At 37.6% G+C, this 24,730-nt stretch carries 21 protein-coding genes; 16 read left to right on the forward strand and 5 right to left on the reverse strand.

Annotated features, from left to right (window positions below; genetic code table 11):
- Positions 1–3 precede the first annotated feature (3 nt).
- The 6 genes from AAGD16_RS15885 (at position 4) to AAGD16_RS15910 (ending at position 7,512) form a co-directional block, all read left to right on the forward strand.
- The gene (locus AAGD16_RS15885; RefSeq protein WP_290191183.1) at positions 4–873 is read left to right on the forward strand and encodes an MBL fold metallo-hydrolase; all 870 of its coding nucleotides are present in this window, start codon (positions 4–6) and stop codon (positions 871–873) included.
- Between the two features lie 55 nt (positions 874–928).
- Entirely contained in the window at positions 929–1,507 is a 579-nt protein-coding gene (locus AAGD16_RS15890) for a DUF3365 domain-containing protein (RefSeq protein ID WP_016899622.1), read from the forward strand.
- Positions 1,508–1,748: 241 nt separating this feature from the next.
- Entirely contained in the window at positions 1,749–3,146 is a 1,398-nt protein-coding gene (locus AAGD16_RS15895) for a cytochrome ubiquinol oxidase subunit I (protein WP_016899621.1), read from the forward strand.
- Positions 3,147–3,149: 3 nt separating this feature from the next.
- Positions 3,150–4,151, forward strand: a complete 1,002-nt coding sequence (gene cydB, locus AAGD16_RS15900) for a cytochrome d ubiquinol oxidase subunit II (protein ID WP_377115023.1) — start codon at positions 3,150–3,152, stop codon at positions 4,149–4,151.
- Complete coding sequence (gene cydD / locus AAGD16_RS15905; RefSeq protein ID WP_377115026.1) at positions 4,152–5,879, forward strand: thiol reductant ABC exporter subunit CydD; 1,728 nt, start codon at positions 4,152–4,154, stop codon at positions 5,877–5,879. It begins immediately after the preceding gene.
- Positions 5,863–7,512 carry an amino acid ABC transporter ATP-binding/permease protein gene (locus AAGD16_RS15910; protein WP_290191181.1) on the forward strand — a complete coding sequence of 550 codons (1,650 nt, stop codon included), beginning with the start codon at positions 5,863–5,865 and terminating at the stop codon, positions 7,510–7,512. The genes cydD and AAGD16_RS15910 overlap by 17 nt, the downstream gene beginning before the upstream one ends.
- A gap of 635 nt (positions 7,513–8,147) precedes the next feature.
- Here AAGD16_RS15910 and AAGD16_RS15915 read toward each other — a convergent pair.
- The 3 genes from AAGD16_RS15915 to AAGD16_RS15925 all read right to left on the reverse strand — a co-directional run bounded on the left by AAGD16_RS15915 (position 8,148) and on the right by AAGD16_RS15925 (position 11,212).
- Entirely contained in the window at positions 8,148–8,495 is a 348-nt protein-coding gene (locus AAGD16_RS15915; RefSeq protein WP_016899617.1) for a rhodanese-like domain-containing protein, read from the reverse strand.
- Positions 8,496–8,619: 124 nt separating this feature from the next.
- Entirely contained in the window at positions 8,620–9,126 is a 507-nt protein-coding gene (locus AAGD16_RS15920; protein WP_377115031.1) for a DUF2938 family protein, read from the reverse strand.
- 16 nt (positions 9,127–9,142) lie between these two features.
- Positions 9,143–11,212 (reverse strand): TonB-dependent receptor plug domain-containing protein, encoded by a 2,070-nt coding sequence (locus AAGD16_RS15925; protein WP_368485645.1) that lies wholly within the window; start codon positions 11,210–11,212, stop codon positions 9,143–9,145.
- Between the two features lie 274 nt (positions 11,213–11,486).
- Between AAGD16_RS15925 and AAGD16_RS15930 the strand changes: the two genes are divergently transcribed.
- Genes AAGD16_RS15930 through AAGD16_RS15950 form a run of 5 tightly spaced genes read left to right on the forward strand, consistent with a single transcriptional unit; the run spans position 11,487 to position 15,848 of the window.
- Complete coding sequence (locus tag AAGD16_RS15930; RefSeq protein ID WP_020476975.1) at positions 11,487–12,293, forward strand: sulfite exporter TauE/SafE family protein; 807 nt, start codon at positions 11,487–11,489, stop codon at positions 12,291–12,293.
- A gap of 12 nt (positions 12,294–12,305) precedes the next feature.
- Positions 12,306–13,160, forward strand: coding sequence for an MBL fold metallo-hydrolase (locus tag AAGD16_RS15935; protein ID WP_016900097.1), 855 nt, complete (start codon positions 12,306–12,308; stop codon positions 13,158–13,160).
- A 13-nt stretch (positions 13,161–13,173) separates the two neighbouring features.
- Entirely contained in the window at positions 13,174–13,524 is a 351-nt protein-coding gene (locus AAGD16_RS15940; protein WP_016900098.1) for a TIGR01244 family sulfur transferase, read from the forward strand.
- Entirely contained in the window at positions 13,521–15,197 is a 1,677-nt protein-coding gene (locus tag AAGD16_RS15945) for a bifunctional protein tyrosine phosphatase family protein/NAD(P)/FAD-dependent oxidoreductase (protein WP_064664286.1), read from the forward strand. Before AAGD16_RS15940 ends, AAGD16_RS15945 begins: the two co-directional genes overlap by 4 nt.
- A 36-nt stretch (positions 15,198–15,233) precedes the next feature.
- Positions 15,234–15,848 (forward strand): class I SAM-dependent methyltransferase, encoded by a 615-nt coding sequence (locus AAGD16_RS15950; protein WP_377115038.1) that lies wholly within the window; start codon positions 15,234–15,236, stop codon positions 15,846–15,848.
- Positions 15,849–15,897: 49 nt separating this feature from the next.
- Here AAGD16_RS15950 and AAGD16_RS15955 read toward each other — a convergent pair whose 3' ends face one another.
- Entirely contained in the window at positions 15,898–16,020 is a 123-nt protein-coding gene (locus AAGD16_RS15955) for a hypothetical protein (protein WP_257720507.1), read from the reverse strand.
- Between the two features lie 122 nt (positions 16,021–16,142).
- Between AAGD16_RS15955 and AAGD16_RS15960 the strand changes: the two genes are divergently transcribed.
- The 5 genes from AAGD16_RS15960 (at position 16,143) to AAGD16_RS15980 (ending at position 22,460) form a co-directional block, all read left to right on the forward strand.
- Entirely contained in the window at positions 16,143–16,388 is a 246-nt protein-coding gene (locus tag AAGD16_RS15960) for a YfhL family 4Fe-4S dicluster ferredoxin (RefSeq protein WP_058155766.1), read from the forward strand.
- 279 nt (positions 16,389–16,667) lie between these two features.
- Positions 16,668–17,387: a Sir2 family NAD-dependent protein deacetylase gene (locus AAGD16_RS15965; protein WP_024602760.1), complete on the forward strand. Its 720-nt coding sequence runs from the start codon at positions 16,668–16,670 to the stop codon at positions 17,385–17,387.
- A 155-nt stretch (positions 17,388–17,542) separates the two neighbouring features.
- Positions 17,543–18,358 (forward strand): TlpA disulfide reductase family protein, encoded by an 816-nt coding sequence (locus AAGD16_RS15970; protein ID WP_013462938.1) that lies wholly within the window; start codon positions 17,543–17,545, stop codon positions 18,356–18,358.
- A gap of 256 nt (positions 18,359–18,614) precedes the next feature.
- The gene (locus tag AAGD16_RS15975; RefSeq protein WP_377115045.1) at positions 18,615–21,542 is read left to right on the forward strand and encodes a TonB-dependent receptor; all 2,928 of its coding nucleotides are present in this window, start codon (positions 18,615–18,617) and stop codon (positions 21,540–21,542) included.
- Between the two features lie 120 nt (positions 21,543–21,662).
- Entirely contained in the window at positions 21,663–22,460 is a 798-nt protein-coding gene (locus tag AAGD16_RS15980; protein ID WP_013462940.1) for a response regulator, read from the forward strand.
- 26 nt (positions 22,461–22,486) lie between these two features.
- Here AAGD16_RS15980 and AAGD16_RS15985 read toward each other — a convergent pair whose 3' ends face one another.
- Positions 22,487–24,574 (reverse strand): EAL domain-containing protein, encoded by a 2,088-nt coding sequence (locus AAGD16_RS15985; protein WP_377115049.1) that lies wholly within the window; start codon positions 24,572–24,574, stop codon positions 22,487–22,489.
- Between the last annotated feature and the right edge of the window lie 156 nt (positions 24,575–24,730).

Raw genomic sequence — 24,730 nt, forward strand, 5'->3', positions numbered from 1 at the left:
TTTATGAAAACAAACTATGAGATACAAGAATTTCTTGATCAAGACAGTGAAACATTTAGCTATGTCATTTTTGATAAACAGACAAAGAAAGCTATAGTCATAGACCCTGTATTGGACTTCGATTATAAGTCTGGCCGCACTTCAGAGGAGGGGGTTGAGAAAATAGCGAATTATATTAAGAAAAATGAGCTAAATCTTGAGTGGGTGCTAGAAACCCACGCACATGCTGATCATATTTCAGGTGCTCCATTCTTCAAAAAGGTATTTGGTGCAAAAATTGGGATTGGTGAACATATTAAAACGGTCCAAAAAACATTTAAAACGTTATTTAACCTAGAAAAAGAATTTCTACCAAATGGAACTCAGTTCGATAAATTATTTAAAGATGGTGAAATATTTCATATAGGTGAACTTACTATCCGAGTAATGCATACACCTGGGCATACACCTGCCGACTTGGCGTATTTAATTGATGAAAGTGTTGTATTTGTTGGAGATACAATTTTTATGCCGGACGTTGGAACTGCGCGTTGTGACTTTCCGGGTGGGAGCAGTTCACAGCTTTTTGACTCGATAAAAAAAGTATTGGCTTTGCCGGATGAAACAACGATTCAAGTATGCCATGACTACCCAAACGAAGATCGAGATTATCGCCATAGCGTAACGGTTAAAGAGCAAAAGGAGTCTAATATCCATGTCAACAATAGCGTAATAAAAGAGCAATTTATAGAAATGCGTGAAACACGTGATAAAACGCTATCTATGCCGCGCCTTATTTTGCCTGCAATTCAACTTAATGTGAGGGCTGGTAATTTTCCACCTGCAGATAATAACGGTGTAAGTTATTTAAAAGTACCACTAAATCAGCTTTAAAATTATAGCTACTTTTATAGTTAATCTATTTTACAAGAGCTCAGAGGGAAGAGTAATGTTAAAAAACTACTTAGTTTTAATTTTAATCATGGGTTTTACTCCTTTAGCTGTAAATTCAACATCACTTGGTGAAAATGATAAAAGTGTATTGGAGCAAGAAGCACAAAAGCGAATAAAAGAATTCTCGAGCAGTTTAAAGTCGCAGTTAAAGTCAGCTATCAATAAAGGAGGGCTCAGCGCTGGTGTTAAAGTGTGTAGTGAGCAGGCACCAAAAATAGCTGAGCAGTTGTCAACTGACGGTTGGTCTGTTGGTCGTACTAGCTTACGCACCAGAAACACCAGCAATACGGCTGATCAATGGGAGCTAAAAACACTGGTTGATTTTGAAAAACTCAAACAACAAGGTATTGAGGTTAATACATTGGCAAAGTCGAGTTACGATGAACAAAGTTTTCGTTACATGAAAGCGATACCAACCGGCGGTTTGTGCTTGGCTTGTCATGGCTCCTCAGTCAAACCTGAAGTCAAAAAAGTTATTCAGCATTATTACCCTGAAGATAAAGCAATTGGATTTAATGTGGGTGATATTCGCGGCGCGTTTACACTAATAAAACAATTAAAAGCAACTAATTAATGTAAACAGTACTGAGGTTAGTATTAGCACAATGAATTTTTTATTATATATTTTATTTGAGAGTTGATTTTTTGATCAGATCAAATATAATCCTTATATTAAAATTTAAGGTGCATATATTAAAATGGAATAAAGGCTATTAAAAGCCTTTTACTGTTATGAATTACTGGTGAGTTAAATAAATTTTATTCTGCTAAGGTCAATAGATCAGAGCGTAATTTTTAAAATATTAGGAATGGATATGGAACTAGATCCACTTTTACTATCCCGAATACAGTTTGCGTTTGTTGTGTGTTTCCATGCAATATTCCCTGTCTTCACTATAGGCTTGGCAAGCACAATTGCTGGCTTTGAATTCTTATCATTTAAAACGGGTAATCCAATATGGCAAAGGCTCTCTAAATTTTGGATTCAAGTTTTTGCAGTCGTATTTGGTATTGGTGTTGTATCCGGTATCGTCATGTCCTTTCAGTTTGGAACTAACTGGAGTAACTTCTCCTATGCAACCGCAAACTTTTTGGGTCCAGTACTGAGTTACGAGGTTGTGACTGCGTTCTTTTTAGAGGCTGCCTTCTTAGGTGTACTATTATTCGGTAGAGATAAAGTGCCACAAGGTGTTCATCTATTCGCCGCCTGTATGGTTGCGTTAGGTACATTTATATCTTCTTTTTGGATACTTGCAGCTAACTCCCTTATGCAGACGCCTCAGGGATTAGAATTAGTAAATGGCATTTATCATGTTTCTTCATGGTCTGAGGCATTGTTTACTCCCTCGTTTGGATATCGCTTTCTACATATGGCTTTGGCTTCTTTTTTAACTGCGGCATTGGTTGTAGCAGGCGTAAGCGCATGGTTCCTGCTTAAAAACAGAGAGTTTGAAGCTAACCGAAAAGCGCTTTCAATCGCATTATGGTTTTTACTTTTCTTAGCTCCGGCACAAGCGCTTGTAGGTGATTTTCATGGAATTAACACACTTAAATATCAGCCTATGAAAGTAGCTGCAATGGAAGGTAACTGGGAAACACAAAAAGGTGTTCCACTGTTACTATTTGCAATACCTGATAAAGAAGAGCAAACAAATCATTTTGAAGTAAAAATTCCAAAACTAGCCAGCTTCATTTTAACTCATGACTGGGATGGTGAAGTACCAGGCCTTAAAGAAGTGTCCAAAGAAGAGCAGCCACCAGTATTTATTGTATTTTGGTCGTTTAGAATCATGGTTGCGCTTGGCTTTTTAATGATAGGGTTTGCATTGTGGGGCTTAATCTTAAGAAGAAAAGGACAGTACTATAAATCGCCTTTATTTTTAAATGGCTTAAGATTAATGAGTTTAAGCCCGTTTTTTGCTGTTTTAGCTGGTTGGATAGTAACAGAAACTGGCAGAGCGCCTTGGTTGATTTATGGTCAAATGACCCATGCTCAAGGACTAACCCCTTCACTAACCGGCGGTATGGCACTATTTACTTTAGTTGGGTATATCATCGTTTATTCACTCGTATTCAGCTCTGGTGTTTACTACTTATTAAAAGTGTTTAAAGGCGGAATAGAAAAGGCGAGTGCACCACATGAGATGGATGAAATTGAGCGCCCTATGCGTCCGTTTTCTGCAGCACATGTTGCTATCGATGAAAAGGAATAAATTATGGAACAACCATTTGATTTAACCATTATTTGGGCAGGCATTATTGGTTTTGGGATCATGATGTATGTATTAATGGATGGTTTTGACTTAGGGCAGGGGATTTTATTTCCCTTTGCCCCAAACGAAAAAGCACGCGACAAAATGATGAATTCAGTCGCCCCTGTCTGGGATGGAAATGAGACTTGGCTAGTACTTGGTGGTGCGGGTTTACTTGCGGCATTTCCACTGGTTTATTCTGTTTTTTTACCTGCACTATATATAGGTGTTTTTTTATTACTGGCTGGACTGATTTTTAGAGGAGTTGCATTTGAGTTTCGTTTTAAAGCAAAAACGTCAAAACATTTATGGAGCTGGTCATTCTCAGTAGGTTCTATTGTTGCCTCATTTGCTCAAGGAGCGGTCGTTGGTGCTTATATACAGGGCTTTGAAACAGAGGGTTTTGTATATTCTGGTGGCCCGCTTGATTGGTTAAGTGTATTTACCATATTGACCGGATTAGGATTGGTTGTAGGTTATGCATTATTGGGAAGTACTTGGCTCATAATGAAAACTGATGGTGAAGTACAAGAGTGGGCTTATAAAATTACGCCAAAATTACTAGTCGTATTTTTAGTTATGTTTGCAATTGTATGTGTTTATACCCCTTACATCGATGACAGCGTTATGAGCAGATGGTTTGATGAGATAAGCTTGTTATGGATAATTCCTGTTTTAGTGATTTATTGTGCTTACGTTGTTTATCGTTCAGTTAAAAAGCAAAGTGACGGTATGCCGTTTGTAGCAACAATGGGTATTTTCTTGTTTAGTTACATAGGCTTATTAGCCAGTAAATGGCCATATATTGTCCCACCTAAGTTTACTATTTGGGACGCTGCTTCGTCGTATAATTCTCAGTTATTTTTACTTATAGGGTTTCTTTTTGTTATCCCTATTGTATTAGGTTACACAAGCTGGAGTTACTGGGTATTTAGAGGGAAAGTTAAGGATACTGGTTACCACTAGATGCTTAAGAAAAATAAACCCGCCAGTGAGAGTGCAGCTCTCACTGGCAAGCTGTTTTTAAAACGCTACAGTAAAAAACAGTCATTTTTACTATATGCGGCTGTATTGTCAGGAACAGCCTCCACGTTACTTCTTTTAATTCAGTGGGTTACTTTTAGCTATTTGGCGCACTCCTTATTCATTGAAAAAGCACAATTAAATGATTTATATGGCTCCCTTATCGTGCTTTTTACCTCACTAATTGGCCAACCTTTATTTATAAGGTTGCAAGTTAATTTGAGTCAAAAAGCCAGTGTGCGAATCAGAAATGATATTCGGCTATCAATTTTAGCTAAATGGCGGATGTCGAGCCCTTTGGTGTTAAAAAAACACTCCGCAGGGGCCTCTGCAGCTCAATGGATAGAAGAAGTTGAATCTATGGATAGCTACTTCTCTAGATATTGGCCGCAGCAAAATTTAGCTATTATATCTCCTATTTTAATATTAAGCGTTATTGCTTGGCTTGATTGGCTATCGGCATTGCTTTTACTTATTTCTGCGCCTCTTATTCCGTTATTTATGATTTTGGTGGGAATGGGCGCTGAAAAAGTTAATCAGAAGTATTCATTGATCCGTCAGCGTTTGGCTGGTCACTTTTTAGATAGAGTGGCAAATCTTGATTATATTAAATTATTGCGCTCAGAAAGCGCAATTTATGACGAGGTTAAAGTTAATAGTGAAGGTTACAGAACCGTTGTAATGAAAACGCTTAAGCTCGCATTCTTATCCTCAACGGTATTAGAGTTTTTTACAAGTGTCGCGATTGCTAGCTTGGCAATCTATATTGGTTTTTCTTTATATGGGTCAATCGATTGGGGACCCGCAAGCGAACTTACTTTATTTTCAGGGTTAGCAATTCTTATTTTAGCACCTGAATTTTTTCAACCACTTAGAAATTTAGCTGCATTTTACCATGACAGAGCGACTGCTTTAGGCTCTGCTAATAACCTCGTCTTATTGCTTGATAGCGATGAATGTGATGAAAAAAGCACTACAAGTAAAAAGTATTATAATTTAAGTGTACCTGATAGTGGTTCAGAGCAACACATTGCGGTTAGATTGCAAAACTTAGTCATTGGATACAACCAGAAGTTACCACTTCCTCATACAATTAATATTGATATACAACAAGCACAAATGTTAAGTATTACGGGGCCTTCGGGTGCAGGTAAGTCAACACTTTTAAACACACTTGCAGGATATACAGCACCGATAGCGGGCACTATGAGTATTTATCCGCAAGCAGCACCCATTGCGTACTTGCCTCAAAGAGGGTGGATAAAAAATGACACCGTTTTTAATAATTTAAAAGTGTTAGCACCTAATGCCACAAAAGAGCAGATGTTTGATGCGCTTCGAATTGTTGGTCTTGATAAAGAGTTATTACAAAAACACACGGGTTTAAATACTCTTATTGGCGAACATGGGCAAGGTTTATCTGGCGGGCAAATTCAGCGTATTAGTATTGCAAGAGTATTATTAAATCCAGCACCATTGATTTTATTAGATGAACCCACTTCTAAGTTAGATAGATTGAGTAAAAAATATATTATCAGTGCGCTTAAAATGCTTAAAAAAGAGCGTATATTAATTGTTGCCTCGCACGACCCATTACTTTTGAATATTGCTGATGCCCATTTAGATTTATCAATAACAAGCACAGAGGATGACAATGAAGTATTGGTTTAAACTTTTATACCAAAGTCAAAAAAAACGTCTTTTTTTAGGTGTTTTCTGGGCTTTATTAACTGTTATTTCAGGTGTGAGTTTATTGATGGTATCGGGCTGGTTTATCACAGCTACAGCATTAACGGGTATTGCAATAAGCTTGGGCATTACTTCTATATTAAATTTATATATACCCGGCTCCGGTATTCGTTTTTTTGCATTAAGTAGAACGATCTCTCGGTATATAGAAAGAATTTACAACCACGATACTATTTTAAGATTAATATCTGTTTTTAGATTATCTCTTTTTAATAATCTTTCAAAATCAACCATAGAGCAGTTGAGAGCTCGTTCTGATAGCGAATGGCTTAGTAAGCTAACGGTTAACTTAGATGCACTTGATAGTTTACTTCTTCGTTATATTGTCCCGCCAATTATTTCAGTATTACTGATCACTATATTAACTGTATTTACCGGCTTTATTTGGTTGGACTTTGCATTGTATTTTGCTTTGTTTTTATTATTTGGTATTACCTCAGTAATTGCAATAACAACCAAGTTTACAGCTAAGCTTTCATATAAATATGCCAGTATGATGGACGAGTTTAGGCAAAAAATAATTGAGCACTTAAGTGGCGCCTTTGAGCTAAAGTCAATAGGGTTAATGCAACATCATGAGCAGATTATTATTGACGAATTGGCGTTATTTAACTCTCTGCAAGAACAGCTGAATGCAAGAATTGCTAATGTTCAGCTAATTTTTGATTCATTATTAAATATTGCATTGTTTGTTGTGGTTGTGAGTGCTTTTTTTGCAGTTAATGAACAGCTCATAAGTGAAGCACAAGCAATTATGCTCGTAATGATGCTGATAGGTACCTATGAGGTTGTTCAAAGTTTACCTAATCATTTTAGCTCTTGGGGGCAGACTTCTTTTGCAGCGACAAAACTAGCAGCTTTATCCCGTTCTAATCCATCAAGTAAATACAAAGAGATTAAGCCCCTAAGCGATATTAAAATTGATATAAAAAATCATAATAAAATACCTAAAAGCTTAGATACGCCTCTTAGTTTATCTATAAAACAGACCCAGTGTGTTTCAATTATTGGCCGCTCTGGTACTGGTAAATCAACGTTTGCTAATTTGTTAATGGGTATTGAAAGCATTGATTCAGCTCATGGAGGTGTTTACATTAACCAAATAAACCTGCAAGAGATAGCATCTAATAGTTGGTATAAAAAAGTGAGCTACCTACCTCAAAGTGATGCCATTTTTTCAGGAACACTTGGTTATAATTTAATATTAGGTTTAGATGGCATTTCAGAGGGTGATATTTGGTCAGTTCTAAAAACAGTAGAGCTATACGATTGGGCGATTAATTTACCTGATGGTTTAAATTATTGGTTGGGTGAAACCGGAGGTATTGTCTCTGGCGGACAGGCAAGACGTATTTGTTTGGCAAGATTATTACTTCGAAGCCCTGAACTAGTTGTTTTAGATGAACCCTTTAGTAATCTTGATGAATCAATGGCGTGTCGAGTATGGGCTAATATGGCTCCTTGGTTAGCTAAAAAAACAATTGTGTTGTTAACTCATGAAACCCCTCAATTTTTAAGGAATAAAACTGCTGATTTAGTAATATCGCTTGATTAATTTATGTAAATTTTAACTTGTTGATTTTTGATGACTGACAAGTATAAGTTTTGAATGAAGTCTATACTTAAAGTTAATATTTAATTGAATAAGTCGAAATGCTCTATAACTCAAGGTTAGATATTAGGGTCTGTTGACCTTTGCGGATTAAAATTTGTTCAAACTAGGGGCGGTTTAATCGCGGCGCGAGGTTTGTAACCTAGTGGGCTAAGTCAAAACCAAGCAAAGCTTCCGCGTCCTGCTCACGCCCCTTACCTACATCCATGTAGGCAACAAAGAGTAAATCGTTCCTAGGCAGAACCCTTCGGGCAGCGCCTGTTTGGCATTGATGCTGCGTTATCGCCTATTTATGGGGAATAACCACACCACATAGGCTCTGCCTTGCCTAAATACGAAACAGACTGCTGCAAATTTAACCTTGAAAGATCAACAGACCCTAACGTAATTAGCTTTTTCTTCGTTCATAATATGAAAAAACTAAATATCAAAAAAAAATTTTTTTAGAGTTAAGTGAGGGCTTTAATAATACATAGTTAAAAGTAAGTTTAAATTAATACTTACTTTTAACCTAAGCTCTAATCCCAGTCCTTTTGCGGGGACAGGACAAGCATTTGTAACAAGAATCTAACTAATTTTTATGCTACTTTTTTGTATTCATTTAGACCGCCTGCAATGTATTTCGCATTTACATAACCCATATACCTGAGGGTGGCCGCCGATAATGCCCCTCGGTTATTTGCATTGCAGTAGCATAATATTTCAGTATTTAAATCTGGGAGCTTAGATTCTATGAGCATTTCCAATTTCCCCCGACTTATATTTAATGAGCCTGTAATATGACCATTTGCATGTTCATCAGGGTCTCTTATATCAAGTGCTATTGCCCCCGATGCAATCAACTTATTGACCGTATTGGCTTCTACTTTTTCGACTTGAGTTTGGGCTATATTTGCCAAGTTTTGAAATTTTTCAGTGTATTTCATAGGTCACCTTTTAGTTATAAAGTAGTAAATTTAAAATATTAGATAGGATATTTTTCATAAAGCCTCTCGCTTTTAATTTTCAGCTCACAGCAATACGGCTGGTGTGAAGCTTATTGCATTGGTTTTACCTGTTAGTTTTAACGCTTTTGATTAATATTCCACCGAGGTAAAGTGCAACCCCAAAAGCAACATGAGATACAATTACCTTTGTAATAACAAACATGGGGTTGGGAGTTAAGTAACCGGCAATACCCATTCCCATACCCGGTTGCATGATTAAATAAGGAATAACAACGGTAACCATACCTATGATTATTGCAGGTTTAAACATTGGCTTTTCAGGCCATTTTAATCCAAATACAAGGAGTAGAAGGGCAGCAAATACAATACCTATAAAATAATGGCCTAACCAGCCAGCTAATAGCTCATAGGGCAGTGCTGGAGATGCTTTTATAGAAGCATGGTAAAACTGACCATCAAGCATATAAAGCATCCACCGGCCTATAAATTCATATTTGGTCAACGGGGTATCAAATAGGTAATGTCGACTCCAATTCCAAGTATCTAACATTGCAGTTGCGAGAGTACCTAATATAATTGAATAAAAGCTGAGCTTGACGAGGTATTTCATTTTAATCTCCAAAGGGTTATATCAAAGGAATCGATACAGATAAACGAACATTTCGCCCCATTCCTAATGTGTAACCTTTATAAGTATCTAAAAAATTTCGATATGATTTATCAAAAAGGTTATCTATTTTAAGTTGAATAAAAAAAGGCTTATCAAGCAACAGCGAATCTGCCGATGCACTAATCCCAAAAAGTCCATAGCTTTTAGTTGACGCGGTTCCAAAAGGTAAATCATCGTATTGGGAGAATGGCTCATAAGCCCCAGCTGACTGTTTATCTGCATAAAAAGAATAGTTAGCGTTGAGCTGTAGATTTTTTGCTAGCTTGGTATCGTCAAACAAATAATTCACTGCAATGTAGCCACTATCCGCGGGCATCATAGGAAGTTCTTCAGTTGTTTGCGCTAACTCACTATTAATCCATGTATAGTTTGCTTCGACGGACGTTTTTTCATTAATCTTCCAATTTAGTTCAGCTTCTACACCATCTATAGTGGCGTTGTTTTGTTTTTGAACGTATATGGGGAGCGAAGAGTTATGATCAAACGATAAGGAGTTTGCTTGGTATATATAGTCGTCTATTTTGTTATGGAAATAGGTTATTGTACTACCTAGTTTATTTCCTAAATAAGTTAAGCCAATTTCTTTATTTAAGGAATATTCTTCTTTTAGTTCAGGGTTACCTATTTGATATGCAGCCACACCACCATGAACACCATTTGCGTAAAGGTCGAATATTGAAGGAGCTCTAAAACCTCGTGCAACCCTGTTCATCAATAGCCATTGGTTGTCAAGCTTCCATGTTATACCAATTGATCCACTCAGTGCCTGCCATTGGTGTTCTGTAAAATCATTAACCCATGCTTGTTCTTTATTAATAGCTTGTTGTTTTATTGAGTCATAGCGAGCACCGAACTCAGCTATATATAGATCTGAGTCTAATACTTCATATAAAAATATCGCTTTGGAATTATAGTCAGCATCCGGTACAAGTGTGCCGATTGAGGTATTCTGATTTTTACTAACAAGCTCAGTGCCAAATTGGCCCTTCCAACCATGTACTTGTGGGTGATTGAGTGAAATAGTGGCTTGCTTTCGCTCTAAAGAGATAGCTAAATCTTTATTATATTCCGTTAATTGTTGATAGGAAGCGCCTGTTACTGCATCCCTCTCATTCTTTTGTAGACTTAGTTTAATATTAGCTGACCACTCAGATAAAAATTCATAATTTAAGTTTGCTGCAAAGTTTTCGTTGCGTAACTTTTGACCTGTAGGAAGGCCATTCGGTTGTAAGAAGTTTTGATCGTTATTCCAAATATTTATGCGAAAATCCGCATCCAAGTGGTGGGCAGAATACCCTATGGCAACATCAGCATTTTTAATATTGAAGTCTGTAAAAGGAATTTCACCTGTAAACTTCGGGGCATTTAGTGTTTGTGAATCGTAATAAGATTGAGTGTTTGGTGTTTTGAAATTATCAGCCGCAGACTCCGTTAAAGCTGCGTTCCAGCCCCATCGGTTTGAGCCACCTGACAAACTAAGATTATAATCTTTTTGTGAATTATTCGTTTGATAGGATAGCCCTAAATTAGCATCAGAAATAATGTTATCTGCGCCAATGGGAATATCGCTGCTTATTAAATTAACAACGCCACCTATTGCATCTGCACCATATAAGACACTCATCGGCCCTTTTACTAACTCTATTCTTTGGGCCAGTACAGGTGTTAAACCTGGAGGATGACGAACACCAAACTGTAAAAAGTCTTGCGCCACTGAATTCCATAAAATTTTTATTCTATTTCCACTCAAACCTCTGATCACTGGCTTCCCAGACTGGCTGCCTGTTGATATTGAGCTAACACCGCTGTAACTGGCTAATGAATCACCTAAAGATAAAGTCTGTTTTAAGCTCTTTTCTTGCCCATCTAGTATTTTTATTGCTGCTGCAGAATCAAGAACCTTAGTAGCGAAAGGAGAAGCGGTTACAGTTATTCGGTCTATTTCTGAATAACTATGCTTGTCTTGATTTGCAAATAAAGAATTAGAAAACAGCAGTAAAAAAAATATCAATTTAATTTGATTCATACTTAGCCCTTACAAAAAGTAAGATGTTATATTATATCTTAAAAATTAAATTGACAAGGTTGGGTTTGTTTGTTTTAAACATTAGTGTTGTCTAATGTTGATTTTTATTCATATAAATCAATGGCTTTAATGTTGATAAAAATTATTTCGCTGGCTGATTTTCCATTATCTTAAAAATAGATTGCGTGATTCACCTTTTTTAATTAGACATATTCCCTCTCAGTTGTTATAACATTTAATTATATTATATTCTTTTTGGTTTGAGGTTTGCGGTATGGTTATTCTTGGATATTTAATGGCCGTTTTTATGGGGCTAATTCTTGGTGTTATAGGGGGAGGGGGTTCAATACTTACAGTTCCTATACTTGTTTACCTAATGGGAATTTCACCAGATATCGCAACTGGATATTCATTACTTTTAGTTGGAGCTACAGCTGCATTTGGAGCAATTCGATATTTTCGTGAAGGGCTAGTTGACATAAAAGCTTCAATACTTTTTGCGATACCGTCAATTGTAGCTGTATATCTTACTCGTGCTTTTTTAATGCCAAATATCCCTGACGACATACTTTTGTCGCCCATACATATCACTAAAAATACAGCGATTATGGTTTTATTTGCCATCTTAATGTTGGCATCGGCTGTAATGATGTTACGTAAAGCGTATAAATCTCAAACTGTAACTAACTCCGCACCTGCTATCTCAAACTCTAGTTCTAGAGTTGCTTTAATAATGACTGAAGGCGCTGTAGTTGGTTTAGTGACAGGTGTTTTAGGGGCTGGAGGTGGCTTTTTAATTATACCTGCACTTGTTTTGTTTTTAGGTATGCCGATGAAAAACGCGGTTGGTGCTTCACTTTTTATTATTGCGCTTAAATCATTACTCGGATTTGTTGGCGATTTACAAGCAGGTATTTCTCTCGAAGTGCCGTTGCTTCCACTTATGCTCGTTGCCACCTTTATCGGTATGGCTATTTCAACAAAAGTAGCGAGTAAATTAGACGGTGCTTCATTGCAAAAGTTCTTTGCCTTTTTCACTTTGATAATCGCCATTTTTATTATTTCTAAAGAGTTAATCTAGAAGGAAAAAACTATGAACGTTGAAACATTTTACGACACAACAACCGCTACTTTTACTTATGTTATTGTTGATAAAGCAACAAGTAAGTGCGCTGTTATTGATTCTGTACTTGATTATGACGCTTTTTCAGGAAAGTCATCAACTGTTAATGCAGACAAAGTGATTGAGTTTATTAATAGCAACAATTTACAGAATGAATGGATTTTAGAGACTCATGTTCATGCAGATCACATAACAGCTGCCCACTATCTAAAAACAAAGGTTGGAGGAAAAATAGGCATTGGCAGCGGTATCAAAGAAGTATTAGATACTTGGTTACCTGTATTCGAAATGTGTGATGACACGCCAAGCGATGGAAGTCAGTACGATGTATTATTTGAAGAAGGTGATACATTTAATATTGGTGATCTTAATGTAACCGTTTGGCATACACCGGGTCATACACCTGCTTGCGCAAGCTATTTAGTTAATAACTCAATTTTTGTCGGTGACACCATGTTTGCACCCCACCTTGGGACTGCTAGATGTGACTTCCCAGGCGGTAGTGCAAAAGATTTATATAATACAATCCAGCGATTCTTTACTTTGAGTGATGATACAAAGGTTTACTTAGGTCATGATTACCCTAAAGAAGGTTCATCACCACTCTCTTGTATTTCAATTGCTCAAGCCAAATCTGAAAATGTTCAAGTCTCGCCAAGTGTAACAATGCAAGAATACATTACCAAGCGTGAAAAAAGAGATGCGACATTAGCAGTGCCTAAATTACTACTACCAGCAATTCAATGTAACTTGAGAAATGGCCAATTTTTAATATCTGAACAGACAGGCAAACCTTTTATTAGAGTTCCTGTTAATTCAATATAGTTGGAGAGATGTTATGAATATTAAAAAGTTATCTGATGATGTATCAGTTTCACCCCAAATAAATATTGAAGACTGTACGGAAATATTAAAAATGGGGTTTAAGAGCATTATTTGTAACAGACCCGATGGTGAGTGCGAAACACAGCCCTCATTTTCTTCTATTAATGAACAAGCTCATGAGCTTGGTATATTAACTTATTATCTACCAGTCATTAGCGGTGCTATTACAGAAGAAAACAAGCAAGAATTCGAGTTTGCCCTTAGTAAGCTACCAAAACCTATTCTTGCATATTGCAGAACGGGCACTCGTTCAGGGATTCTTTATTCAATGGTTAGTGCAAATAGTGAGGGTGAACGATTATGACCTTTAAGCGAGTAACACCTGAATTATCTGTATCAGCACAGATAACGCTGAACGATTTGCAGCATATAAAAGAGCAAGGCTTTAAATCTATTGTCTGTAATAGACCTGATGGTGAGGGGGCTGATCAAATTAGTTTTGCTGCAATAGAAAAACAAGCAAATAATTTAGGCTTAAATTGCCATTACTTACCTGTTGTAAGTAGTAAGGTGACCGATGATGATATTAAAAACTTTGAAAATATTGTTAGAGACTTACCGAAACCTATTTTAGCTTATTGTAGAACAGGTACTCGCTCAATCACGCTATGGGCCATGAGTGCACCAAAAACATATTCTCATGAAGAGATTTTAAATTTATCACAAAAAGCGGGCTATGATTTAAGTGGTGTTATTAGACGTTTAAAAAATAATGGTGAAACGCAAATCAGTAAAGCTGATTTTGCTTACCCTATTGTAATAATAGGTGCTGGGGCAGGTGGTGTCGCTGTTGCTGCGAGTATTAAGTCACGTTCACCAGAGAGTGAAATAGTTATCATTGAGCCCAATGAAATACATTATTACCAACCTGGTTGGACATTAGTTGGCAGAGGGGTTTTTACTCCTGAACAAACGGTTAAAACTACAGCGTCGGTAATACCTGATGGTGTAAAGTGGCTTAAAGGTGCAGCAGCTGCATTTATACCCGATGAAAACTTGATAATAATTGACGGTTGTAGAACGGTTAAGTACGAACATTTGGTAGTATGTCCTGGAATTAAGCTTGATTGGCATAAAATTGATGGGCTCAGCGAAACATTAGGTGAAAATGGCGTAACCTCAAATTATAGGTACGATTTAGCACCCTATACTTGGGAGTTGGTGCAAAACCTCAAGAAGGGAAAGGCGGTGTTCTCTCAGCCACCAATGCCGATAAAGTGTGCCGGAGCTCCCCAAAAAGCCATGTATTTATCATCCGACTACTGGTTTAAAAACAAAGTAATTAATAATATAGATGTGGAGTTTTACAATAAAGGCGAAGTTCTTTTTGGTGTTAAAGAGTATGTACCTGCTCTACTAGAGTATATTAAAAAGTACGATGTCAATATGAATTTCAATCATGAGTTAATTGCTGTTGATGGAAAGCAAAAAATAGCGACTTTTAAAGTGGTTAATGGCGAAAATGAATCTGTGGAAAAAGTTAAATTTGATCTGTTGCATGTCGTGCCCCCTCAATCTGCTCCAGATTTTATTAAAGTGAGCCCACTTGTCGATGAAAATGGCTGGATAGATGTTGACCAATCAACACTACAGCATAAAAAGTTTAGTAATATTTTTGCATTAGGTGATGCTACTAATGCGCCAAACGCAAAAACGGCTGCTGCTGCAAGAATGCAGGCACCAGTTGTTGCTACTAATCTTTTATATGCGAGAGGATTATCTAAATATCAAGCTATATATAACGGTTATGGTAGCTGTCCACTGACTGTTGAACTTGGCAAAGTCGTATTAGCTGAATTTGGTTATGGTGGTAAAGTAATGAATAGCTTTCCGTCATGGATTATTAATGGTAAACGCCCATCTAGACTTGCTTGGCTACTAAAAGAAAAGTTGTTGCCGCCTATTTATTGGTTAGGCATGTTAAAAGGCAGAGAGTGGATGGCAAAACCAGAGAAGTTATCAGATAAATCAGACTAGCAACCCTACTAACTTTGATAACAATAAGGCTTAATAATGAATAATCCTGTTGACTTTTGGGACGACCGATTTGCATCAAGTGACTATGCTTATGGCAAAGAGCCTAATGATTTTTTAAAAGCAAATACACATTACATTACGGGCGAAAAAATATTGTGTTTAGCTGAAGGGGAAGGGCGTAATGCTGTTTATCTAGCCAAGCTAGGTTACGAAGTTACTTTAGTTGACTTTTCAAGTGCCGCCCTTTCTAAGGCTAAAGCCTTAGCACAAGAGCAACAAGTTGAGATAACAATTGTTCAAAGTGATCTGTCACAGTATCAAATAGCTGAAAATAGCTGGGATGCAATTATTATGATATTTGCACACCTTCCACCAGCAATTAGAAGGCAGGTGCATTCTCAGTGTGTGTCTGGATTATCAGACAATGGTGTATTTATAATTGAAGGTTATACGCCTTTGCAACTTAATAACAACACCGGTGGCCCAAAAGACGAATCGCTTCTATATACTCAACCAATGTTTATTAATGATTTTTCAGCACTTTCATTTATTATTTTTCATGAAGTAGAGCGAGAAATAAGTGAAGGGGTTTATCACTGTGGTAAAAGTAACACATTGCAACTCGTCGCGTTAAATCGAGATCATAATTAAAGCTTAAAATTAAAAACACAAACTACCATAAACTTTGAATCGATATTATTTAATAACGCTTTAATACCTGTTCGATAGACGTTGGCGCATTCTTGCCTTGAGTTGGCACTTTTGTTAAGTCATATAAACGAGTTAAGTCGTCGAGTGTTTGCCAAAAAAGTAATAGCTGCATGAATGAAATTAGTCGAGTAATTTCAAAATTTTTTATTGTTTGAGATCAATAAAGTAACAAAGAATAAAGTGCATAATTTACGACTGTAATTTTATGCTAGTAATAAGCAATGAGGTTAGAAAGTGGCTTTATTAATAAATAATAAATGCATTAACTGTGATATGTGCGACCCCGAGTGCCCAAATGAAGCCATTTATATGGGCGCTAAAATTTATCAAATAGATTCAGATAAATGCACCGAATGTGTGGGTCATTACGACAAGCCAACGTGCGTGAGCGTATGCCCCATTGATTGTATAAAGCCCGACCCTAATCACCGAGAAACTATAGATGAGCTGGCAGAAAAATATGTGAGGTTAATGGGTTAGTTACTTAATATGTAGATTAATTATATGTTTTTCTGAGAAAGCTAAGTGCATTGTAACTAATTAGTTATTGTTTATTTTTGGCATAGTTCCCACATACAATTAAAAAAGGATTTAAAGTGCTCTTGAGCGAAATTAAAAATATAAAGAGCTTTCTTGGTGCCCAACTTTATTTTCAGCTAAATGGCCGAAGCTTAAATAATTTAATAGCTAAAGAGTAAAGGTCACAAATATACAATCTTATAAAGTATTATAGGGTTATTGAATATAAGAGATGACTTTATGAATACATTATACATTACTGGAGCAGGTGTAAGTGCTGCTAGCGGTATTCCCACCTTTCGCGGTGAAGATGGCTTTTGGACTATTGGTAGTAAAAACTATACGCCAATGGAAATGGCGACACGTGCAATGTATGAAAATAATCCAAGTGAGTTTTTAGCTTGGTATTATCATCGCTTTGCAACTTATCGTCATCATGGTCCTAACGAAGTGCATCATTGGCTTAGTGATAAAAACTTAATAACTCAAAATATTGATGGGCTAGATGGTAAGGCGGAAAATAAAAATTACATTGCGATTCATGGTCGGCTTGATCAAATGACTGTATTTCATCATCAAGGTGATAACGTTACACCACAAGCTACGCTATGGAGTAATGTTGATGAGAGCAACTTACATCGCTCTCTACTTGCGTTATTCAATATTGAAAACCATCAGCCAAAGCTTAATCATTCTTTAAAGCCCTTTGTGTTGTTATTTGATGAATATTACACCGAGCTATACCGCATTACTGAAGCGCAGCAGCGAATGATTGATGCCGATAAAATGGTGTTTATGGGTACTTCGTTCAGCGTTAATATTACCCAAATGGCATTAGAGATTGCACGTAATTACGCTATTCCTATTGAAATTGTTGATCCTGAACCTACTCATGTATTGCACTCAAATGTAAGTTATAAAAAAATGACTGCGTTGGAGTACATACAGCAACAAGGTTAACTAGGTAAATAGGTTTTGTATTGCTGCTGGTATACATAACCTATTATGCGTTATTAATAATCAGTACAGTTTAGGCTATGTTATTGTTAGTCTTTAATTCACACTATGTACCGGTTATTTTAAGTACTAAAATACATTATAAGTAGACGACAGCAATGTTAAGTATTTCTCTTGGGCCTTTGGTTATTTCCATTTCACAGTTGATCATTTTTTTAGGGTTAGGCATTTTTTGGGGGCTTACCTATTTATTGACACGCCAACATCCATTACAAAAAGCGATTTTAGACACTGTTTTTAAAGCAATTGTGGTGGGGTTTTTAGTCTCTCGGTTAGCGTTTGTTTTTACTATGTGGGATGCCTATCAAGGTAACTGGTGGCAGCTTTTTAATATTAGCGATGGCGGCTTTATTGGTTATTATGGCTGGCTCAGCGGTATAGTGGTTTTAGCGTTTTATGCACGTGGTAAAAAAGCGGTAATGAAAAACTACGCTATTGCTGGGTTTGTTGGTTTTTGTTCAATGATTATTCCTAATTTTGCGCTGTCTATTTATCAAACGGGTGTGCAGTTACCGCAGTCTGTTGTGCATAATATTCAAGGGCAGCAAGTTAACTTACAAAACTTCAAAGGTAAGCCGGTGGTGATTAACTTTTGGGCGTCGTGGTGTCCGCCGTGTCGAAAAGAAATGCCGGTACTGCAAGCGGCTCAAAAAAATAACCCGAATATCACGGTGGCATTTGTCAATCAAGGCGAAGACTTACACACGGTAAAAGCGTTCCTTGATGAACAGCAACTCGACCTAAATCATGTGTTTTTTGATCAAAGTAGTAATGTGAGTCGCGAATCAGGTGCTGCGGGCTTACCAACAACTTTGTTTTATAATAGCCAAGGTGAGTTAGTTACCAGTCATATGGGAGAACTTTCTCATGCGAGTTTAGGCTATTATATTCAGGCTATTAGTGATAAAAAATAACGGTGTATTGCTGTTTAATCGCGTCATTCCTTTTTTATGCTCTTTTAATAAGCAGCTAAATAGCAATTTTGCTGCTTAACTTCCTACCTTTATTCGAATTGACTATTTTTTGATAGGTTATTCAGTTACTTATCAGTTTACATTAACAAACTATTAAGTTTGGTTGTGTAAAATACAGCTACTTTTTTCGTATCAGCTTTAGCCGGTACGCTCATCTTTAAGTATTAACTGTATTTTAAATGGAACTGTTAAAACTATGACCGCTCATCGGATAACCCACGCTGCACATCACTCTCTTCCACTTTTTATTAAATCAACGCTATGCGTGTCTATTCTATCTGTTGTCAATCATGCATATGCTGATGAAGCAGAAGATAAAACATTAAAAAGCAAAGATATGGAAGTCATTGAGGTGCGTGGTATTCGTTCCAGTATGGCGGCTAATTTAGATATAAAGCGTTTATCGAGCTCTGTGGTTGATGCCATAACAGCAGAAGATATTGGTAAGTTTCCTGATAAAAATGTCGCTGATTCATTACAACGCGTACCTGGCGTGGTGATTGACCGTGACGGAGGCGAAGGCTCATCGGTAAGTATTAGGGGGTTATCATCTGAGCTAACCTTTTCTCAGCTAAATGGTAATTTTATTGCGTCATCACCAGGTGAGCCGTCTCGCTCATTTGATTATGCATTACTGCCCTCAGCCATGATTGAAAGCGTGGAAGTGTATAAATCGCCAGAAGCGCGTTTAGATGAGGGGGGCGTAGGCGGCACGGTATTAATGCATAGTCGTAAACCGCTGAGTATGGAGGCAAACTCTGGGGTAATTAACATGGAAAGCACCTATGCCGATGTGACTGAAGAATCTGAGCCGCAGTTAACCGCGCTTTATTCTTGGAAGAACGAGGCTGATACCTTTGGCATGTTGTTTGGTTATACCTCACAAAAACGCACTAACCGAACTCTCTCAGGAGGCACAGATGCAAACGTATGGCGCTTTGCCGGTGATAACCCGGTAGATACCAATGGCGAGCTGGTTGAAAATAATAATCAGTGGGGCTCAATAAGTGATGCTCAGGGTAATAATTATAACGATGTTTGGTTTCCTCAAGTGGTTCGTGGCTCAATTGTAAACGAATTACGTGAGCGAGAAGGGGTGCAATTTAGCACGCAGTGGCGTCCAACCAGCCGTGTTGAAATTGGCTTTAACTATTTTGGATTTTCACTTGATAAAAATAGAACAGAGTCGGTGATTGATATACCTGAGTGGTCTTTAAATCCTGACTTTTTAACCGATGTAAGTTTGGATGAGTCGGGCACTATTATCAATGGGATGCAATTTGATGCAGCTGCGAGTGGCGCAGAGAATGATATGCAATTGCCGTGGATGCGAGGCCGTTATGTGCGTGAAGAGTCGACCTCAAACACCTTTGATTTTAATTTAACCTATGAAGGCGATTATTTTAAAGCCCGTTTTGTGGCGGGCAATACGCGCTCTGAAGGCGGGCCAAAGGAGAGTTGGGAAGCGGCGTATAAAAGTTCAAACGCCGGTGAAAATGAAAGCCGTATAGAAAATGCATCGCAAACAGCGGGTTGGCAAATTAATGAAAACGACATTAGTTTAAATATAGACCCAAATACGCTAGCAAACCTACTTAATGGCGTGGGAGGCGGTCGCGATCCGGGCTCGTCAAATTCAAGTTTTGTACGCAGTGAACTCGAAGAAGATTACTACCAAGCTGACTTTGATATTTATACCGATTGGGGCATTTTAAGAACAATTAAAACCGGCGTAAAGTACCGAGAAGCTACGCTGCATCGCGAAACCGGTAATACCTTCTTTTTAGATCCTAATTTTGATATTGCTGCAGGAGAAGCCAGCGAGGGGGGGATCACACGTTTTGACAGTTATCAGTGGAACAACGGTATGCCACTAGCACAAGACGTGTTTATTAACGAGGGTAACATTGCTGGTGGTTTTAATATAAACCAAATGCCCGGTATTGATTGGCAAAAATATCGTGACATTGTGACCAGTCATTATGTGCCGTATACACGCAAAGAAGATAACTTTATTTATGATATTGAAGAGCAAATAGCGGCGTTTTATCTGCAAGGTGACTTTGAGTTTAATAGCGTGCGAGGTAATTTAGGGGTGCGTGTGGTGCGCACTAAAACCATGACATCATCAACCGACCTATATACTTATTTATTAGATCATACCAATGATGACACCGGCGAGCCGGTAACGGGAGATGATCGATTTGTTGAAGACTATCAACTTATTACTCAAGAGAGTACCGATACTCAAATTCTTCCTAGCTTTAATATTGCGTGGGATATAAGTGATGATGTAGTGGTACGAGGCGCGGTTGCTAAAGTGATGTCACGACCTGATTATGCCGATTTAGGCGCACAACAACGCATTACGTTTGTCTCAGATGAGTGGGCAGACGATAGAGCTGAGTTTAATGAAATTCCGGGTTTTAGTGGCAGTGGCGGTAATAAAAACTTAAAGCCATTTGAGTCGGTGCAAGCTGATTTATCTATTGAATATTACTACAGCGAAGGCTCTGCCATTGGTTTAGCGCTGTTTCATAAAACTGTTGATAATTTTGTTGTACCCTTAGTCATTGATGTACAACAAGATTTTGCTGGTAAAGAGGGCATTGTTGAGGCAGGAAATATTACTATATCGCCATATAGCACAGTAGGTAATGGCACTGATGCCGTATCTAAAGGGGCGGAAGTATTTATACAGCATGCCTTTGATAGTGGTTTTGGTTTTTATGCAAACTACACTTATAACAAAACCAATAAAGCCGATGTAGAAGTGGATGGTAAAGAGTTTGGTAAATCGCCACTAATAGGCAGTGCTAAGTATCAATACAATACCTCGATATATTATGAGGGAGATGCCTTTAATATTCGAGCTTCTTATAATAAACGCGGTGAAACTGTGTTGGGTTTAAATAGCGGCTTAAATGTATACCAAGACCCATACGAGCAAGTTGATGTAAATGCTTCGATTAATTTATTAGAGGATTTGAGTTTGACCGCTGCAGTTATTAATTTAACTAAATCTGAGTCGGTAAAGCGCCTAGGTAACGATACAGAGTCTCGGTTATTAAACTCAAGCTATTCGGGAAGACGTTATTATGCGGGCATAAACTACCGTTTTTAAGCTGAGTGTGTTGAGTTTAGGTAAACAAGCTGTTTTGTTGCTGTTTTAGCTTTTTCTTGTAAGTTATTACTTTATAATGAGCGTTATAAAAATTATAGAATTAATATTAACAGGATTGAAATGAGTGATTTAACGGCAATAGCCAACTTATCTATTTTATTAGTTGAGCCTTCTGAAGTTCAACAAAAGCTAATAAAAAAATCACTGGCTCAGTGCGGTGTTACACAAATTGAAACGGCCAGCACTCAAGAAAACGCGCTGGCTGCTTTATCAAATTATCACCCTGATTTAGTCATTAGTAGTATGTATTTTAGTGACGGTACTGCAGATTCTTTATTACAGGCAATACGCAGTAATAGTAATACCGAGCAACAGGCATTTATGTTGGTATCGAGCGAGCGTAATAAGCGCCATTTAGAGCAACTTAGGCAATCGGGGGTATTAGCGATTTTACCTAAACCGTTTAGTGCCGACGAAATAACCCGAGCGCTTAAAGCGACTTTGGATATTATTAGCGAGCAAGAAGTGGAACTAGAGCACTTTGATGTGACGCTTCTTAGAGTGCTTGTAGTTGATGACAGCCGTTTTGCACGAAAACACATAATACGAGTGCTAGCGGGGATGGGAATTCCAGCACCGGTAGAGGCCGAAGACGGTAAACAAGCAATTGAAATGTTAAACAGCCAATCATTTGATTTAATTGTTACTGACTACAATATGCCAGAAATGGATGGTAAAGAATTAACTGAAACGGTAAGGCAATCGAATGCGTACTCGCATATTCCAATCTTGATGGTGAGCTCAGAAGCTAACGATACCCATTTAGCTAATATTGCTCAAGCGGGTGTGGATGCCATTTGTGACAAACCATTTGAACCTGCTACTGTGCGCGATTTACTCTTTAAAATCATGAGTTAAAACATAACTATAAAAGCACTTTTTAACTAAAGTGCTTTTAAGTAACGCAATGAAAAATTGAGCAGCTTGGCGGCCGGCAAGGGCTTACTTAAATAAAATCCTTGAGCAATATCGCAGTTTAGCTCGTTGAGTAAATCTAGCTGCTCTTTGGTTTCTACCCCCTCAGCCACTACTTTTATTTCTAGGCTGTGCGACATAGCTATGGCCGCTTTCACTAAATTACAGTCTGCCTTGTTATCTGTTATGCCAGTAATAAAGCTGCGGTCAATTTTTAGCACATCAAAAGGGTATTCTCGTAAGTAACTTAATGATGAATAGCCGGTGCCAAAGTCGTCCATTGACAGTTTTATGCCCAGCTCATCAATTTGCAATAAGGCATCATGAATTGACGCTTGGCTATTCATCAGCACCCCTTCGGTAATTTCCAGCTCTAAACATTCATTATTAATACTATTTTTATGCAGAGTGTGTTTAATTATATTGACCAGTTCAGGGTCTCTGAATTGGCGCGGTGATAAATTAATCGCCATGGTATAGTTTTGCTTGTTAATTGATTGCCATTCATTTAAAAAGCGTAAGGCTTGTTGAAGAACAAATACACCAATAGGCGTAATTAAGCCGGTTTGCTCTGCAATTGGGATAAACTCATCTGGTGTGATTTCCCCTAACACTATATTATGCCAACGAAGCAAGGCTTCAGCGCCAACGATGGTGTTTGTTTTTACATCTATTTGTGGTTGGTAATAAAGCTCAAATTCGTTTCGCTCCAGTGCACCATGCATTTGCTCTTCTATTTCAAAGCGGCGGCGCATGGCGACGTTCATTTGTGGGGTGAAAAAAGAGGATGTGTTTCGCCCCATGGTTTTTGCTTGGTACATAGCGGTGTCGGCATTTCGTAACAACACCGAGGCGCAGGTGCCATCCTTAGGGGAAATAGCAATCCCAATACTTAATGTCAGTATTAAGTCTCTACCTACAAGTTTAAAGGGTTTCCTAAATGCTTGAAGTAACCGCTCAGCAATCGCTAAAGCATCGTTTTCATCATTTAAATTGGATATTAAAACAATAAACTCATCGCCGCCCAATCGGCCTATTGTGTCACTTTTTTTAAGTGTTTGCTGTAATCTTGCTGCTGCCGCAATTAATAGTTCATCACCGACTTCATGGCCTAAAGAGTCATTCACTTTTTTAAAGTCATCAAGATCTAAAAAGAACACCGCGGCTTTTTCGTGGCTCTTTTGTACTTCCAGTAATATTTGTGATAAGCGGTCTAGGGATAAAAAGCGATTAGGTAAATCGGTTAAACTGTCAAAGTGGGCCTGATGGCGAATTAGTTCAGCGGAGCGGTGTGGTTCGCTAATATCACGAATAATCACCATAATTTGGTTTTTTTTGGGCAGTAAACGCAATCTCGCTTCGTAATAAATTACGCCTTCAGGCATGCTTAATTCGTATTCAAAACTGACCATACTGTCTTGTGTTATCGTTTTTTCTATATGAACCTGAAACTTTTGCGCTACTTTTTCAGGTAATACATCCTCCATTTTTTTGCCAATAAACTGGTTAGGTGAAATATATAAATCGTTTTCATTATTTGCATGGTAGTCAGTAATAGTGCCATTTTGTTCTAGTACAAAAAATAAATCAGGAATTGCCTCAAATAAAGTTTTGAGCATGGTGGCATTAAATACGGCTTCTGCTTGTGCTTTGTGAACCTCAGACAGATCAATATCAATACAGTACATTTGTTTGGTATTGTACTGATTGGTAAACATAACATGGCTTGAAAATACGGCTACATCATTACCTTCTTTATGTTTAAGAGTGAGTTCTGAGGCGGGAATTTCAATATTATGCTTAATCCAATTTCTATGTGCCTCAATAACGGGCTCTCGCATTGGTGCGGGTATAATTAAATCTTCGAGTTTTTTGCCAATGGCTTCTTGGTGTGAATACCCATAAAGTAATTCGCTGCCTTTATTCCAATAAATAACACGTCGTTGCTCATCGTAACCTTGTACTGAAATAGAATCGACAGCATCAAAAAGCTGGTGCAACGGGTCATTAGTAACATATTGATGAGTCGGCATATTATTAGTTTTATTGGGGGCCATTAAATGGGTCCAGTTATTGAATTACTTTATTTATATAGTAGACATAAAGTTGTGATTTAGCATGGTAAGTGGCGATTCAATAAGTGATTTTTTATTGATTGAATAGATAGTGATTTGAATAAAGCACAGGTAAGCACTTTTAAAGCAAAGGCCAAT

Origin of the sequence: Pseudoalteromonas sp. M58, assembly GCF_042604605.1 — a bacterium.
GTDB classification, from domain to species: domain Bacteria; phylum Pseudomonadota; class Gammaproteobacteria; order Enterobacterales; family Alteromonadaceae; genus Pseudoalteromonas; species Pseudoalteromonas tetraodonis.

What these genes read in the sequence shown, in the direction of transcription:
- AAGD16_RS15935 (WP_016900097.1), top strand. Translation starts at nt 12,306, where the DNA reads ATGAACGTTGAAACATTTTACGACACAACAACCGCTACTTTTACTTAT.
- AAGD16_RS15955 (WP_257720507.1), bottom strand. Translation starts at nt 16,020, where the DNA reads ATGCAGCTATTACTTTTTTGGCAAACACTCGACGACTTAACTCGTTTA.
- cydB (WP_377115023.1), top strand. Translation starts at nt 3,150, where the DNA reads ATGGAACAACCATTTGATTTAACCATTATTTGGGCAGGCATTATTGGT.
- AAGD16_RS15920 (WP_377115031.1), bottom strand. Translation starts at nt 9,126, where the DNA reads ATGAAATACCTCGTCAAGCTCAGCTTTTATTCAATTATATTAGGTACT.
- AAGD16_RS15970 (WP_013462938.1), top strand. Translation starts at nt 17,543, where the DNA reads ATGTTAAGTATTTCTCTTGGGCCTTTGGTTATTTCCATTTCACAGTTG.
- AAGD16_RS15930 (WP_020476975.1), top strand. Translation starts at nt 11,487, where the DNA reads ATGGTTATTCTTGGATATTTAATGGCCGTTTTTATGGGGCTAATTCTT.
- AAGD16_RS15925 (WP_368485645.1), bottom strand. Translation starts at nt 11,212, where the DNA reads ATGAATCAAATTAAATTGATATTTTTTTTACTGCTGTTTTCTAATTCT.
- AAGD16_RS15890 (WP_016899622.1), top strand. Translation starts at nt 929, where the DNA reads ATGTTAAAAAACTACTTAGTTTTAATTTTAATCATGGGTTTTACTCCT.
- AAGD16_RS15950 (WP_377115038.1), top strand. Translation starts at nt 15,234, where the DNA reads ATGAATAATCCTGTTGACTTTTGGGACGACCGATTTGCATCAAGTGAC.
- AAGD16_RS15940 (WP_016900098.1), top strand. Translation starts at nt 13,174, where the DNA reads ATGAATATTAAAAAGTTATCTGATGATGTATCAGTTTCACCCCAAATA.
- AAGD16_RS15945 (WP_064664286.1), top strand. Translation starts at nt 13,521, where the DNA reads ATGACCTTTAAGCGAGTAACACCTGAATTATCTGTATCAGCACAGATA.
- AAGD16_RS15975 (WP_377115045.1), top strand. Translation starts at nt 18,615, where the DNA reads ATGACCGCTCATCGGATAACCCACGCTGCACATCACTCTCTTCCACTT.
- AAGD16_RS15985 (WP_377115049.1), bottom strand. Translation starts at nt 24,574, where the DNA reads ATGGCCCCCAATAAAACTAATAATATGCCGACTCATCAATATGTTACT.
- AAGD16_RS15915 (WP_016899617.1), bottom strand. Translation starts at nt 8,495, where the DNA reads ATGAAATACACTGAAAAATTTCAAAACTTGGCAAATATAGCCCAAACT.
- AAGD16_RS15965 (WP_024602760.1), top strand. Translation starts at nt 16,668, where the DNA reads ATGAATACATTATACATTACTGGAGCAGGTGTAAGTGCTGCTAGCGGT.
- AAGD16_RS15895 (WP_016899621.1), top strand. Translation starts at nt 1,749, where the DNA reads ATGGAACTAGATCCACTTTTACTATCCCGAATACAGTTTGCGTTTGTT.
- cydD (WP_377115026.1), top strand. Translation starts at nt 4,152, where the DNA reads ATGCTTAAGAAAAATAAACCCGCCAGTGAGAGTGCAGCTCTCACTGGC.
- AAGD16_RS15885 (WP_290191183.1), top strand. Translation starts at nt 4, where the DNA reads ATGAAAACAAACTATGAGATACAAGAATTTCTTGATCAAGACAGTGAA.
- AAGD16_RS15910 (WP_290191181.1), top strand. Translation starts at nt 5,863, where the DNA reads ATGAAGTATTGGTTTAAACTTTTATACCAAAGTCAAAAAAAACGTCTT.
- AAGD16_RS15980 (WP_013462940.1), top strand. Translation starts at nt 21,663, where the DNA reads ATGAGTGATTTAACGGCAATAGCCAACTTATCTATTTTATTAGTTGAG.